The sequence below is a fragment of the Longimicrobiaceae bacterium genome (assembly GCA_035936415.1).
Taxonomy (GTDB): Bacteria; Gemmatimonadota; Gemmatimonadetes; order Longimicrobiales; family Longimicrobiaceae; genus JAFAYN01.
In genome coordinates, this window is record DASYWD010000588.1 from 1 (window position 1) to 14,549 (window position 14,549).

At 71.4% G+C, this 14,549-nt stretch carries 13 protein-coding genes; 8 read left to right on the forward strand and 5 right to left on the reverse strand.

The window, feature by feature from the left end:
* Positions 1 to 75: 75 nt before the first annotated feature.
* The 3 genes from VGR37_23605 to tyrS all read right to left on the reverse strand — a co-directional run bounded on the left by VGR37_23605 (position 76) and on the right by tyrS (position 6,198).
* Positions 76 to 1,494 (reverse strand): hypothetical protein, encoded by a 1,419-nt coding sequence (locus VGR37_23605; protein ID HEV2150406.1) that lies wholly within the window; start codon positions 1,492 to 1,494, stop codon positions 76 to 78.
* A gap of 33 nt (positions 1,495 to 1,527) precedes the next feature.
* Entirely contained in the window at positions 1,528 to 4,575 is a 3,048-nt protein-coding gene (locus VGR37_23610) for a SusC/RagA family TonB-linked outer membrane protein (protein HEV2150407.1), read from the reverse strand.
* A gap of 387 nt (positions 4,576 to 4,962) precedes the next feature.
* Entirely contained in the window at positions 4,963 to 6,198 is a 1,236-nt protein-coding gene (gene tyrS / locus VGR37_23615) for a tyrosine--tRNA ligase (protein HEV2150408.1), read from the reverse strand.
* 108 nt (positions 6,199 to 6,306) lie between these two features.
* Here tyrS and VGR37_23620 point away from each other — a divergent pair, with 108 nt between their 5' ends.
* Positions 6,307 to 6,528 (forward strand): DUF3343 domain-containing protein, encoded by a 222-nt coding sequence (locus VGR37_23620; GenBank protein ID HEV2150409.1) that lies wholly within the window; start codon positions 6,307 to 6,309, stop codon positions 6,526 to 6,528.
* An 18-nt stretch (positions 6,529 to 6,546) separates the two neighbouring features.
* Here VGR37_23620 and VGR37_23625 read toward each other — a convergent pair whose 3' ends face one another.
* Positions 6,547 to 8,073 (reverse strand): trehalose-6-phosphate synthase, encoded by a 1,527-nt coding sequence (locus tag VGR37_23625; GenBank protein HEV2150410.1) that lies wholly within the window; start codon positions 8,071 to 8,073, stop codon positions 6,547 to 6,549.
* A gap of 20 nt (positions 8,074 to 8,093) precedes the next feature.
* Positions 8,094 to 8,333, reverse strand: coding sequence for a hypothetical protein (locus VGR37_23630; protein ID HEV2150411.1), 240 nt, complete (start codon positions 8,331 to 8,333; stop codon positions 8,094 to 8,096).
* Between the two features lie 216 nt (positions 8,334 to 8,549).
* Here VGR37_23630 and VGR37_23635 point away from each other — a divergent pair, with 216 nt between their 5' ends.
* The 7 genes from VGR37_23635 to VGR37_23665 form a co-directional block, all read left to right on the forward strand.
* Positions 8,550 to 8,945, forward strand: a complete 396-nt coding sequence (locus VGR37_23635) for a response regulator (protein HEV2150412.1) — start codon at positions 8,550 to 8,552, stop codon at positions 8,943 to 8,945.
* Positions 8,942 to 9,940 (forward strand): diguanylate cyclase, encoded by a 999-nt coding sequence (locus tag VGR37_23640; protein HEV2150413.1) that lies wholly within the window; start codon positions 8,942 to 8,944, stop codon positions 9,938 to 9,940. Before VGR37_23635 ends, VGR37_23640 begins: the two co-directional genes overlap by 4 nt.
* Positions 9,937 to 12,018 carry an NAD-dependent DNA ligase LigA gene (gene ligA, locus VGR37_23645; GenBank protein HEV2150414.1) on the forward strand — a complete coding sequence of 694 codons (2,082 nt, stop codon included), beginning with the start codon at positions 9,937 to 9,939 and terminating at the stop codon, positions 12,016 to 12,018. The genes VGR37_23640 and ligA overlap by 4 nt, the downstream gene beginning before the upstream one ends.
* The gene (locus tag VGR37_23650; GenBank protein HEV2150415.1) at positions 12,015 to 12,575 is read left to right on the forward strand and encodes a V4R domain-containing protein; all 561 of its coding nucleotides are present in this window, start codon (positions 12,015 to 12,017) and stop codon (positions 12,573 to 12,575) included. Before ligA ends, VGR37_23650 begins: the two co-directional genes overlap by 4 nt.
* 58 nt (positions 12,576 to 12,633) lie before the next feature.
* The gene (gene ruvX, locus VGR37_23655) at positions 12,634 to 13,083 is read left to right on the forward strand and encodes a Holliday junction resolvase RuvX (protein ID HEV2150416.1); all 450 of its coding nucleotides are present in this window, start codon (positions 12,634 to 12,636) and stop codon (positions 13,081 to 13,083) included.
* A complete protein-coding gene (mltG, locus tag VGR37_23660) occupies positions 13,073 to 14,083 on the forward strand; it encodes an endolytic transglycosylase MltG (GenBank protein ID HEV2150417.1) in 1,011 nt (336 codons plus the stop codon). The genes ruvX and mltG overlap by 11 nt, the downstream gene beginning before the upstream one ends.
* Positions 14,080 to 14,549, forward strand: a 470-nt coding sequence (locus VGR37_23665; protein HEV2150418.1) for a thiamine phosphate synthase, incomplete at its 3' end; no start/stop codon positions are given. The genes mltG and VGR37_23665, both read left to right, overlap by 4 nt.

Sequence of the window (14,549 nt, forward strand, 5' to 3'; positions counted from 1 at the left end):
GGTTGGGGGGCGTAGGCCCCCCCTCCCGTGTTTCAACCACTCGCGGCCCGAAGACCGGGACCTATACCGAAGGCATCAGGCCTTGCGGTCGAGGCACCCCTGGAAAAGGTCGTTCTGCCGCTCCTCGAACGGAACCGGGAAGTTGGTGTCCTCCCCGTAGACTCCACCCTTGTAGTACTGGCCGGACGGGAACGCAACCGACTCGGGCACCCCGTACTGCCGGACCAGCCTGCGCAGGTCGCCGACCCGGTGGCCGGTGAGCCACATCCAGTACGCCCGCTCCTTGAAGAGCAGCTCCCGGCGGCCCACCTGGTTGCCCGGATCGGTCAGGGGCGCGAGGGAGGTGATCCCCGGGAAGCGCGCCACCGGATAGTAGCCCGTCGGCGGCGTCGCCCGCAGGGCGTTCAGGATGCTCAGGAACCGATCGGTCTGGCCCGCGCGGAGCGCCGCCTCCGCCTCGATCAGGCGCGCCTCGACACCGCTCGCCAGGACCACCTCGGTCCCACGATCCGGGTACTTGGCCTCGAGGAAGAGCGGGTCGCCGCTGAAGCCGACCGACAGCGTTCCCGTCCGCCGCTCAAACGGCACCCGCGGGTCGCGGTCGGTGCGGTAGGGGAGCGCATTCGGCTCCCACGGCTCGGTCGCCGCACTTTCACGCGCGTTGGAGACCGAGAAGCGCCGCCCGAGCCAGGTGAAGGCGAACACCCCGTTGTTCTGCCGCCCGCTGTTGTCGGAGTGGAACACCAGGGATGCATAGGTCGTCGGCACCCCCGAGACGACCGCAGCAGCCTGGGCCACCTGGTTCAGGTTGAGCAGCGCCCGGGCCTTGCCCACGCGCGCGAGCCGCTGCTGCTCGACCGCGGCGGCACCGGTCCCCGCCGCCGCCGCGAGCGCAGAGTCGAACCTGGCGATCGCGGCCTGGTACATCTGCTCGCTCGTCTGCGGCGCGCCGAACTCGGTCTGTCCGCTCGCCGTCAGGGTGCTGAGGGGCACCCCCGAGCAGTAGTGCTCCGCCAGCAGGATCAGCGAGTACCCGGCAAGGTTCAGGGCGGTGGCATGGCCCACCGTGTTCGGGGAGAAGCGCCCGAAGCCGCTGCTCGCCCGGTCCGCCGCGGCGCGAGCACGCTGGAGGTTCCGGAAGATCGGCAGGAGGCTGACGTTCTGCTCGTTGATGCTCCGGCGGTCCACCTGCTCGCGCGTCGGGAAGGTCTCCACCCAGACGAACTCGTCCGCGAGGAGAGCACCCATCGTCACGATTCCCTCCACGGTGCTGCTCCCGCTGAAGCCCACCTGGAAGTCGCTCTGCGCCCCGGCGAGGAGTGCCGGGAGCGCCGGCTGGCCCTCCAGCGACTGCGGCTTGGCCACGTCCGGGTCGTCCACCTGAAGAAGGGTGTCCAGGTCACATCCCTGGAGCGGCAGGGCCAGTCCCGCGGCGAGGGCGAGGAACCGGGGGAGGGACCGGAGGTCCCTCCCGAAAAGGTATCTATTGCTCATTGATCTCATCTATGCTCGAGTTGACCAGGCCGCTCAGAAGCTGACGTCCAGGCGCACCGTGAAGGTCCGCACCGGTGGCAGTCCCAGGAAGTCCGAGGTGGTGAAGTTGCCGGTCGCGTTGCTGTTGATCTCGGGATCCAGACCACTGTAGTTGGTCCAGGTCGCCAGGTTCCGCCCGGCGAAGGTGAGCTTCACGGCGTCGGCATTCCCCATCCGGCGGCGGATGCCCGTCGGCGCCAGGAAGCTCACCGCCACTTCACGGAGCTTCGTGAAGCTGGCATCCTCGATGAATCCGGCCTGCGACCCCATGAGCGACGCGACCGCCTTCGCCTGCTCCGCGAGCGGCGCGTTCCGGTTCTGGATCGCCTCGCAGTTCTGGATGATCGCGCAGCGGAACGAGCCGGTGGCGTTGTAGAGCTGCTGGCCACCGCGGTGGTTCACGAGGGCCTGGAGCTGCACCGTCCCGAAGAGGAGAACGTTCCCGTTGAGCGCGAACTCCCGCGTCGGGAGCGGCTGCCCGAGGAAGACCGCCGTGTCCGAGAGCTCGACCTCGCACTCCGGCCCGCCCGTGACCCGGACCTGCCCGGGACAGTTCACGCGGCTGATGACCCCGTCGCCGTTCTTGTCCGCGAAGCTGAGGATCTCACGCTGGAAGTACGACCCCAGCGCGAACCCGTTGGTGTGGCGCTGCGTGTTGTCGAAGCCGAACACGATCGGCTCGATCCCCTCGCCGAGCTCCACGAGGCGGTTCCGGTTCGTGGACCCGGAAAGCGTCACGTCGGCCTGCAGCCGGGGGGTGTCGAAGAGACGCGCGCGCAGCGACGCCTCGACCCCCTCGTTCGTGACCTCGCCCAGGTTCTGGAAGCGCGACGGGCTCGCCCCCAGCGAGGGCGGCAGCGGCTGGGAGACCAGCGCGCTCCGGGTCGTCCGGTCGTAGTAGTTGAGCTCCAGACCCAGGCGGTCACCGAGGAAGCCCGCCTCGACGCCGGCCTCCCACTCCGCCGAGCGCTCCGGCTCCAGCAGCACGTTGCCGGTCCCGCCGACCGTGAGGGCCGGGACGTCCACGGTGCCCACCCGAACGGCCACCGGGTTGAAGAAGGTCTCCGCCTGCCGGAACCCGGGGCGCTGCCCCGACTGCCCGTAGGCGGCACGGAGCCTGAGGTTGTCCACGAACGAGCTGCCCGGGAAGAACGACTCCTCCGAGACCACCCAGGAGAGGTTGACCGCGGGGTAGATCACCAGGCCGAAGTCCTGCCCGAAGGCGCTGTTGTCGTCGCCGCGGATCGCTCCCGACAGGAAGACGCGGTCCCGCCACGCCAGCTGCTGCTGCACGTACGCTCCGACGGTGATCACCTCCTGGTTGTTCTCACCGACGGAGAAGCCCGCGCTCGCGCCGTCCAGGGAGGCGGTCCCGCCGAGCAGCGCCCGGCCGGAAGCCGAAGTGCCCCGGAAGATCTCCTGGATGTACTGGGTGCCGATCGACGTGGTGGACTGCAGGTCCGTCGTCGGGTCGAAGGTGCCCGTCACGGTCGCGCTCGCCGTGTAGTTGCCGATCCCGATGCGGTTCGAGAACCGGCTCCCCTCCGCCAGGCCGATGCTGTAGGTGCTGACGTTGGGCGCCACGAGCTGGTGGTCCCAGCGGCTGTTCAGGTCCATCCCCGCCTGGCCCACCGCGCTAAGCCAGCTCAGCGGACGCCAGTTGGCGTTCAGCCCGCCGGTGAAGCGCTGGATGTTCTGGCGGTTCTCGATGAAGAAGAACTCGCGCGGATTGCGCGCGAAGAAGCCCTGGCTGATGGTGTCGCCGCCGCAGGGGGTCTGCGCGGTGCAGTTGAACGCCTTCCCCAGCAGGCCCGCGGAGACCCCGCCGAACGCCGTGTTGTCGTTGTAGGGGAGCCCGAGCTCGCTGGAGATGAACCCCGTGGAGAGGGTCACGTCCAGGTTCTCCCGGAGCTGCCCCTGCAGGTTGGCCCGCAGGTTGACCCGGGCGAGGTCGTTCGGGTCCATCACGCCCTGCTCGCCCTCGTACTCGCCCGCCAGGTAGTAGGTGGCGACCTCGCTCCCCCCGGCGGCGCTCAGGCCGACGCTGCGGCGGACGCCGTCGCGGAACGGGCTGTGGGTATCCAGCGGGCTGAACGAGGCGAGCGAGTCGGCCACCGCCGTGCAGAGTCCGCGCGCCTGGTTGTCGATGTTGCAGTTCGTGGTGCGGCCCCCGGTCCGGGTTCGGCCGATCTGGGCGAAGTTCGCCGGGAACTCGTTCTCCTGGACCAGGGTGCCCGTCTCCCCGAAGACGGTCCACCGCGTCTTCCCCGCGCGCCCGCGCTTCGTCGTGATCTGGATCACGCCGTTCGCCGCGGCGGTGCCGTAGAGCGCAGAGGCCGCGGGCCCCTTGATGATCTCGATGTTCTCGATGTCCTCGGGATTGATGTCGTTGAAGCGGGAGATGTTCTGCCCGCCGACCCCGATCGAGTAGGAGTCGTGGGAGTTGTTCACCCGGACACCGTCCACGATGATCAGCGGCTCGTTGGAAAGCGAGACGCTGTTCGCCCCACGGATGCGGATCCGCGAGCTGGTCCCGGTGGTGCCGCTCGACTGCTGGACCACCACGCCCGGAGAGCGCGACGCCAGCACCTGCGACAGGTTGGTCACCGCCGCCAGCGGGACCTGGCGGTCCATGTCCACGTTCCCGACGGAGGCGCCGACCTCACGACGCCGCTGCGTCTGGCCCGTCGCCGTCACCACGAGCCCCTCCAGCGCGACCGCCGTCGGAGCCAGCGAGAAGTTGGCGGTGGCGGTGCCGCCCGCCGCGAGCGTCACCTGCTGGGCAGCGCCCTCCCGCCCGATGAACGCGGCGGCGACGGTGTGCCGCCCGGCGGGAACGCCGGTGAGCCGGTACTGGCCCTGGGCATCGGTCAGCGCGCGCGCGCCGTTGGGCTGGACCTGCACCTGCACGCCGGCCATCGGCTGGCCCGTAGCCGCGTCGGTCACACGGCCGGCGATTGTGCCGCCTCCCTGCGCCAGCAGGGGTGTCGACAGACCGACTGCGGCGACCAGGGTCACCAGCAGCCTCAAGAGCTTACCCATGAAGAACCTCCGTGAAGCAGTTGTACGGGATTGTTCAGCAGCCCCGGCCGCCGGCAAGCACCGCGGCGGAGCACTCACCAACAAGAGTCATCGGGCGGCTCACCTCCTGGGACGAGGATGGGAAGGGACGCGCCACTCCGGCACCCACGCAGGGGGAGGCGCGGAGGAGCGCCAGGCTCCGGTCTGTTCAGCGCTGAGATTAAGATCAACATTTGTTCCCGCCGTGGGCCAGCGCAACCTCACCGCGCCACATTTCCCGCCACGACGAAATTAGCCGGACGGCCGGGCAGGACCCGTTCGTCCGGGGAAACCACCTGCGCAAGTTTCGGGCTAGCGTCAGCGGCGAGCCGAGGCTCCACGCGGGCCGGCGCCGGTGAGCACCGGCGATCAGCCGGAGAAGCGCACCCGCACGAAGTGCCGCTTTCCCTTCTGGAGGACGTACTCCCCCTCGGCCCGGAGCCGCGCTTCACGGCCGGCGGCCTTCTCCCCATCCACCGATACGGCGCCCTGCTGGATCAGCCGCACCGCCTCGCTGTTGGAGGCGGCGAGCCCGGCCCGCGACAGAAGGCGCGGGAGCGCGACCTCCCCGTCCGCCACGGACAGCGCCTCGTCCGCGGGAGACAGCTCCAGCACGGGCATCTCCTCCGGCGCCTCGTGCCGCCGGAAGAGCCGGTCGAAGTGCTCGGACGCTCCGCGTGCCGCGTCCGGCCCGTGGTAGGTCTCCACCACGCGGGCGGCCAGCGCCCGCTTCGCGGCGTACGGGTTCGAGGCGGCCCCGGCGACGGCGCGCTCCAGCTCCTCTCCGCCAAGCCCGGAGGCGAGCCGGTACCACTCCTCCAGCAGGTCGTCCGGGATCGACATCGTCTTCCCGTACTGCTCCTCCGGCGGCTGCGTGAGCCCCACGTAGTTGTCGTACGACTTGGACATCTTCTGGACCCCGTCCGTCCCCCGCAGGAGCGGCATCAGGAGGCAGACCTGCGGCTCCTGGCCATAGCGCACCTGGAGGTCGCGAGCCACCAGCAGGTTGAACTTCTGGTCGGAGCCGCCCAGCTCCACGTCCGCCCGCAGGGCGACGGAGTCGTACCCCTGCATCAGGGGGTACATGAACTCCACGATCGAGATCGGCCGTCCCTCCGCGTACCGGTTCGCGAAGTCGTCCCGCTCCAGCATCCGGGCCACGGTGTACTGCCCCGTCAGCCGCAGCACGTCCGCGAGCTGCAGGGGCTTGAGCCAGGAGGAGTTGAACTCCACCCGGGTCCGCGCTGGGTCCAGGATGCGGAAGACCTGCTCCGTGTAGGTGCGCGCGTTGTCCGCGACCTCCTCCTCGGTGAGCTGGGGGCGCAGCTCGCTCCGCCCGGTGGGATCGCCGATCAGGGCGGTGTAGTCGCCCACGACGAACACCACCTCGTGCCCGAGCTCCTGAAACACCCGGAGCTTCCGGATGGAGACGGCGTGGCCGACGTGGAGGTCGGGCCGGGTGGGGTCGAACCCCTGTTTGACGCGCAGCGGCTCCCCGGTGCGCGCGGAGCGCTCCAGCTTGCGGACCAGCTCCTCCTCGGGGACGATCTCGAGCGCACCCTCCCGGATGGCGTCGAGCTGCTCTCTGATCGGCGGAAACGACACGTTTTCTGCGGCGGTGCTTGCATGGTGGCGGTGGTCTGCCGGAAGATAAGTGCGGGAGTGCGAGAGTGCGAGAGTGGAGGGGGCGTCACCGACCGGGAGGCTCAGTCGATGCAGAGACAGCTCTTCACCTTCGACACCACCCACCACGCGCTGTGGGCGGAAGAGGTGGCGGGCGGGGCGGAGATCCCCGTGGAGGTGGTCCCCGCCCCGCCCGGCGCCAGCGCGCGCTGCAACCTCGCCCTGGAGACCTTCCCCGAGGAGGTCGGCCGGCTGGCGGGGGAGCTGGACGCGGCCGGCGTCCCCTTCCGGCTCTACGCTCCCCCGCCCTGACGTGCGGCGCTCAGGCGCTCACGACATCTCCGCCGGGATGGCGAACTCCGCCTGCGGGTCGGCGTCCTCGCGCTCCGCGACCAGCTCGCCCCAGCCGGCGAACACCTCGTGCATCCAGTCGAAGATGCTGCGCATGGAGCCCTGCAGCGCCTCCATCCGGGCGCGCCGCTCCTCCGCCGGAAGCATGAGGGCGTCCCGCACCCGCAGCGCGAAGTCCTCCGGCGCGTAGGGGTTGATCGGCACCGCCCGGTCCATCTCCTCGGCCGCGCCGGTGAACTCCGAGAGGAGTAGCACCCCCCTGCGGTCCACCTGGCTCGCCACGTACTCCTTGGCCACCAGGTTCATCCCGTCCTGCAGTGAGCTGACGATGCAGAGGTCCGCCATGCGGTACAGCACCGCCAGTCGCTCCGCCGGGAGCGACTGCTTGATCAGGTGGATTGGGCGCCAGGTCTCGGTCCCGAATCGTTCGTTGATCTCCCACACCTGCCGGTCCACCTTCTCCGAGAGCGCGTCGTACGCCTCGATGTCGCTCCGGCTGGGGACGGCCACCTGGATGTAGGTGAAGCGCTCGCGGAACTCCGGGTACCGCTCCCACAGGAACTCCAGCGCCTTGAACTTCTCCGGAAGCCCCTTGGAGTAGTCCATGCGGTCCACCCCCACCCCCACCATTCCGCCCTGTGGCGCGTAGCGCTGCCTCAGCCGCTCCATCCGCTCCTCCACCCCCGGCGCCGAAGCGGCGTCGCGGAAGGCCTGCACGTCTATGGAGATGGGGAACGCCCCCACGTGGCAGGTGTGCCCGTCCAGCGTGGCCGTCCCCTGCTCCCAGTCCACCTCCGCGCCGACCAGCTGCTGCGCGCAGCGGAGGAAGTTGTGCGCGAAGGCTTCGAGGTGGAACCCCATCTGGTCGTTCGCCAGGAGCCCCCGCAGCAGGTACGGCGCCTGGGGGGAGAGGCGGAAGATGTCGATGGGCGGCCACGGGATGTGCCAGAAGTGCGCGAGCGTCAGGTCCGGCCGCTGCGCGCGGATGAAGAGCGGCGCGAGCGCCAGGTGATAGTCCTGCACCCACACCGCCGCGTCGGAGCCGCGCGCCTCCTCCAGCACGGCCTCCGCGAAGCGGCGGTTCACCCGCCGGTAGCGCTCCCAGTAGCGGGAGCGGATCCGCGTCAGGTCGGGCCGAAGGTGGCAGAGCGGCCAGAGAAACTGGTTCGCGAAGCCCAGGTAGTAGCGATGGATGTCGTGCTGCGTCAGCCACACCCGCCGCAGCGTGTAGCTGGGGTCCTCCGGCGGGACGCGGACGCGGTGCGCCTTGTCCACAACGGCGGCGTCCGCCTCCCCGCTCCCCCAGGCCACCCAGGTCCCGCCCAGCGCCTGGAGAAGGGGATCGAGCGCCGAGGTGAGCCCGCCGGCGGGGCGCCTGACGTCGATCTCCCCCACCTCGTCCGACCAGCGGTGCTCGTACGGCTCGCGGTTGGAGACGACGATGAAGCGCCGCCCGCCGAAGCGGCGGCGGAACAGCGGCTCCAGCCCTTCCCCGGTCATGCGCATGGAACCCGGTCCGGATGGGGTCACCGACCCAGCCGCTTCCGTCCGGCCCGGACGGTCTCCTGCACGGTGTCGCCGAGCTCCTCCCGCATCTCCCCCAGCCGGCGCGAAGCCGAGCGCCCGATCCCCCCCGCGGCGCGGCCGGCCCGCCGCACCCGTGCCGCGTCCGGCAGGAGGAGGAGGGCGACCCCCGCTCCCAGGACCGCCCCGGAAAGCAGCCCGCTCACGAGGTTGAACCGTCTCGTCTGGTCTTCGTAGTACATGGCGGCAGGACGCTGAGATAAGGTGTGGAGGAACCCCCGGCCCGCGGGGGGCCGCAACGGGCGTGCCACCCCCCGGGGGCCGCGCCCGCCGCGCGAGCGCGCCTTGCGGTGCTCGCGCGGCACTCTATACATTACGACCTTCGGTTTCCAGGTGCGGCGCCACCGTGCCGAAGTACGCGACGGGGGCTCGCGATCCAGATCAGGAGGCATCCAGGAATGTCCGAATCGAGCAAGACCGTCCTGCTGGTCGAGGACAACGAAGACAATCGGACCGTCTACCGGACGATCCTGGAGCACTTCGGATACGAGGTGATCGAGGCCCGCAACGGCGAGGACGGCATCCGGATGGCCCGGGAGGACGACCCGGACCTGATCCTCATGGACATCTCCATCCCGCTCATCGACGGGTGGGAGGCGACCAAGATCCTCAAGGGCGACGCCGCCACGGCCGCCATCCCCATCATCGCGCTCACCGCGCACGCCCTCGCCACCGACCGCGCCAAGGCGCAGGAGGTCGGGTGCGACGGGTACCTCGCCAAGCCCTGCGAGCCCCGGCGCGTCGTCGCCGAGGTCGAGAAGTTCATCGGCTCCGGGCGCGAGGTGCAGGCTTGAGCGAAAGCGGTGCCCCGCAGGCCGAGGAAACCCGCATCCTGGTGGTCGACGACCATCCGGACAACGTGGAGATCATCGACGCCCGCCTTTCCAGCCGGGGGTACCGGATCGAGACCGCGGGCAACGGCGAGGAGGCGCTCGCCATGGTCCTCGAGAACCCGCCGCACCTGATCCTCTGCGACGTGATGATGCCCGTCATGGACGGGTACGAGGTCTCCCGGCGGATCAAGAACCACGCGGAGCTCCCCTACATCCCCATCATCCTGGTCACGGCGCGCGACTCCACGCAGGACAAGGTAGAGGGGCTGGAGGCGGGGGCCGACGACTACCTCACCAAGCCCATCAACTTCCCGGAGCTGGAGGCGCGCGTCCGCTCGATGCTGCGCATCAAGCGCCTGCAGGACGAGCTGGACCAGAAGAACCGCGAGCTGGCGAGCACCAACCAGGAGCTGGAGGTCGCTAACCGCAAGCTCCGGAAGCTCTCCATCACCGACGGGCTCACGGAGCTCTTCAACCACCGCCACGTCCACGAGCTGCTCCGGGAGGAGTTCGAGCGCTCCCGGCGCACCCACGAGCCCATCGCCGTTGCGATGCTCGACCTGGACCGCTTCAAGGCCGTCAACGACACCTACGGCCACCCCACCGGCGACGTGATCCTGTACGAGACGGCGCGGATCATCCGCGAGACCGCCCGGGAGATCGACATGGTGGGGCGCTACGGCGGCGAGGAGTTCATCGCCATCCTCCCCAACACCGACGAGGAGGAGGCCGGCCGCTTCGCAGAGCGCGTCCGGCGCGCGGTGGAGGAGCACGTATTCCGCGACGAGCCCCACGAGGTGCGGATGACCGCCTCCTCCGGGGTCGCCGCATTCCCCCGGCTGGACATCGACACCCCGGAGACGCTCCTGAAGCGCGCAGACGAGGCCCTGTACGTGGCCAAGGAGTCCGGCCGCAACCGGGTCGTCCGCGCATCGGAGATGCCCGCCACCGCATGACCCCGCCGGACGAATCCGCGGAGCTCGCCGCCCGCGCGGCCGAGCTCCGCGAACAGATCGAGCGCGCCAACCACGAGTACTACGTACTCGACGCCCCCACTCTCTCCGACGCCGAGTACGACCGCCTGTTCCGCGAGCTGCGGAAGATGGAGGAGGCGCACCCGGAGCTCCGCACCCCGGACTCCCCCACCCTGCGGGTGGGCGCGGAGCCGGCCAGCAAGCTGGAAAAGACGGAGCACCTCGCCCCGATGCTCTCCCTGGACAACGCGTTCAGCCCCGAGGAGCTGCGCGCCTGGGAGACCCGCAACGCCCGCATCGCCGCCGAGGTCCGCGAGGCCGGATACGACGTGGAGCCCAAGATCGACGGGCTGGCCGTGGCGCTCACCTACCGTGACGGCGTGCTGGAGAAGGGCGCCACCCGGGGGAACGGCACCATTGGCGAGGACGTCACCCGGAACCTCCGCACCATCCGGGAGGTCCCGCTCCGGCTTCGTGGCGGCGGCGTGCCCGTGCCCCCGCTCATGGAGGTGCGCGGGGAGGTGTACATGCCGCTCTCCGGCTTCGCGGAGATGAACGCGCGCCGCGCCGCCGAGGGGCAGGCCACCTTCGCCAACCCCCGCAACGCCGCGGCGGGCGCGGTCCGGCAGCTCGACCCCAATGTCACCGCCTCGCGCCCGCTCCGCTTCTTCGCCTACACGGTGGAGCTGGGCCCGCGCGCCGACGCCCTCCCGGTCGCCACGCAGAGCGAGCTGCTGGACGCGCTGCGCGGCTGGGGGCTCCCGGTGAACCCGCTCGCCACGCACTGCGACGACCTGGAGGGCGTCCTCCGCTGGGTGATGGACTTCGAGCAGAAGCGGGGCACGCTGGACTACGAGGTGGACGGCGCGGTGGTGAAGGTGGAGCCGCTCCCGCTGCACGGCGAGCTGGGGGTGGTCGGCGGGCGCGAGCCCCGCTGGGCCACCGCGTACAAGTACGCCCCCGACCTGGCGGTCACCACGCTCCGCTCCATCGAGATCAACGTGGGGCGCACCGGGGCGCTGAACCCCTTCGCGGTACTGGAGCCGGTGGAGATCGGCGGGGTCGTGGTGCGGCTGGCGACGCTGCACAACGAGGAGGACATCCGCCGCAAGGACATCCGCGTCGGCGACCAGGTGATCGTCAAGCGCGCCGGCGAGGTGATCCCACAGGTGGTGGGGCCGGTGGTGGAGGAGGGGCAGACCGGGCGCGCCGAGCCCTACGCCCTCCCCGGCCGCTGCCCCGCCTGCGGCACCCCGGTGGAGCGTCCCGAGGGCGAGGCGATGACGTACTGCCCCAACTCCGCCTGCCCGGCCCGCATCTACTGGGGGGTGGTGCACTTCGTCAGCCGCGGGGCGATGGACATCCGCGGGATCGGAGAGCGCACCGTCGAGCAGCTGCTGGAGAAGGGAATGGTCCGGGACGTGGCGGACCTGTACGCGCTGACCGAGGAGAAGCTCCTCACCCTGGAAGGCTTCAAGGAGAAGTCGGCGCGGAACGTCCTGGCGGGGATTGAGGATTCGAAGGACCGGGGGCTCGCGCGCGCCCTCTTCGGGCTGGGCGTGCGCCACGTGGGCGAGCACGCCGCCGAGGTCCTGGCCCGCCACTTCTGCGACGTCGACCGCCTCGCGCAGGCGAGCGTCGAGGAGATCGCCGCCGTGCACGGGATCGGCGGCACGACGGCGGAGGCGCTCCGTGCGTTCTTCGACGAGCCGTCGAACCTGGAGGTCGTGCGGAAGCTCCGGGAGGCCGGCGTGCGGCTCACCGAGGAGGCGGCCCGTCCGGCGGAAGGCCCCCTCACGGGCGAGACCTGGGTGGTGACGGGGACGCTTCCCACGCTCTCCCGCCAGGAGGCCACCGAGCGCATCGAGGGCGCCGGCGGCCGCGTCACTGGCACCGTAACGAAGAAGACCAGCTACGTGCTGGTCGGCGAGGACGCCGGCTCCAAGCTCCAGAAGGCCCGGGAGCTGGGGATCCCCACCCTGTCCGAGGCGGAGCTGCTGGAGCGGCTCGCCGGGACCCCGAGCGTGACCGACCTTCCCCCCGAACCCACCGTCCCATGAACGCGACCCTTGCCACCGCGCACACGCTCCGCCTCCCCGCGGCGTTCCTCCCCGCGCTGCGCCGCGCCCTCGCGCAGGACCGCTCCCCCGCGGAGGCGGCGACCCGGCTCCGCCAGCTCGGCTACGACAGCGGCGCCGGCTTCTACGCCGCGCTCGAGGAGCGGGTGGCGTGGCAGCGCCCCGGCGCCACCGTGGGCACCCTCCCGGACGGAGAGTTCTGGCCGGAGTTCGCCGCCTTCTGGGAGGATGCCGGGTGGGGCACCATGCGGCACGCGCAGATCCACCCCGGCGTCGGGGCGCTCGAGTGCGAGGGGTGGGCGGAGGCCGCCGCCGCGCGCGAGGCGGGTGACGGCTATTGCCATCTCACCACCGGGATCCTGGCCGACGTGCTGGGGCGGCTCGCCGGGGGCGACGTGGCGGTGATGGAGGTGGAGTGCGAGTCGGCGGGCGCGGACCGCTGCCGCTTCCTCTTCGGCAGCCCGGCGGCGCTCGGCGCGGTGTACGAGGGGATGGCGCAGGGGCTCGGCGCGGACGACGCGGTCGCGCGCCTCGGGTGAGCGCGCACGCACCGGCACGGCGGCCCGCTCCGGCGGGCCGTTCGCGCTTCCTGCGGCCATGAGCAGGATCCTGGCGCTGGACTACGGCGGGCGTCGCATCGGCCTGGCGCTCTCCGACCCCACGCGCACCATCGCGGCGCCGCTCGCCACCCTCACGCGGCGGCCGGGGAAGCGCCCGCCCTGGGCGGAGATCGCCCGCCTCGTCGCCGAGCACGAGGTGACGGAGCTGGTGGTGGGCCTCCCCCTGGAGATCGGTGGAGGCGAGGGGGAGTGGGCCGCCGAGGTGCGCGCCTTCGGCGCGGAGCTGGCCCGCCGCACCGGGCTCCCCGTCCACTGGGTGGACGAGCGCCTCTCCTCGGTGGAGGCCGAGCGGGTGGTGCGCAGCATGGGGCTGAAGCGGAGCCAGCGGGAAGAGAAGGGGCGGATCGACGCCACCGCGGCGGCGCTGATCCTGCGGAGCTTCCTCGACCACGGCTCCCATCCCACGGACGAGACGGATGAGCGGTAGCAGAATGCGATTCGGGGCCCTCCTCGCGGCGGGGCTCCTCCTGGCCGGGTGCGGCGGCGGAGGCGAGGGCGAGACGGTCCGCGTGACCATCCCTGAGGGGAGCGGCATGGCGGCCGTGAGCGACTCCCTGGCCGCGCACGACGTGATCGGCTGGCCCAGCGGCTTCCGCCTGTACGCCCGCTTCCAGGGCGCGGAGCGCTCCGTGAAGCCGGGCGTGTACGAGCTGCGCCAGGGCTCCCGCTGGGGCGACGTCCTCGACAAGCTGGTCTCGGGCGACGTGGTGCAGGTGCGGCTCACCATCCCCGAGGGGTGGACGGCCCGGCAGATCGCCGCGCGGATCGCGGAGGTCGCGGGAGCGCCCGTGGACTCGGTGCTGGCGCTGGTGGCGGACACCGCCGCCGCGGAGCGGTGGGACGTCCCCGGCCCCACGCTGGAGGGGTACCTGTACCCCGCCACCTACTCCTTCCCCGCCGGCACGCCGCCGCGGCGGATGGTCCAGGCGCTCGTGGACCGGTACCGGCGCGCCTGGACGCCGGAGATGCGCGCCCGCGCCGACTCGCTGGGGATGAGCGAGCGGGAGGTGGTCACGCTCGCCTCCATCGTGGAGAAGGAGGCCAAGGTCTGGACCGAGCGCGACACCATCGCCGCCGTGTACCACAACCGGCTGCAGATCGGGATGCCGTTGCAGGCGGATCCCACGGTGCAGTACGCGCTGGGGACACACCAGTCGCGGCTCCTGTACAGCCACATCGACGACGTGGCCGACAACCCCTACAACACCTACCGGCGCCGCGGCCTCCCCCCCGGCCCCATCGCCTCCCCGAGCACCGGCTCCATCCAGGCGACCCTGAACCCGGCGGACGTCGACTTCCTGTACTTCGTCGCCCGCCCCAACGGCACCCACGTCTTCACCCGAACGCTGGCGGAGCACAACGCCGCCAAGCGCGCCTCCCAGCGGGCGCGCGCCGCCGCCCAGCCCCGGGCCGGCGAGCGTCGGTGAGCAGAGACCTCGCCCGCAGCCTGGCCCTGGTGGTCATCACCGACCCTCGCTGCGGCGAGGGCCGCGCGCTGGTGGACGTGGTCCGGGCCGCGCTCCGCGGCGGCGCCCCCTCCATCCAGCTCCGCGCGAAGACCGAGACCGCCCGGGAGATGGCCGAGCTCGCCCGGACCCTGCGGGAGGAGACCCGCGCCGCGGGCGCGCTTCTCTGGGTGAACGACAGGGTAGACGTAGCGCTCGCCGCCGGCGCCGACGGCGCGCACGTGGGCGCCGACGACCTCCCCGTCGCCGCCGTACGGCGGATCGCCCCCCCCGGCTTCCTCCTGGGCCGCTCCGTGGAGACCCCCGAGGAAGCCGTCCGCGCCCGCGAGGACGGCGCGGACTACGTGGGCGTCGGCCCGGTGTACGAGACGTCCAGCAAGGACGACGCGGGCCTCCCGGTGGGGCTCGCCCGCATCGCTGCCGTCGC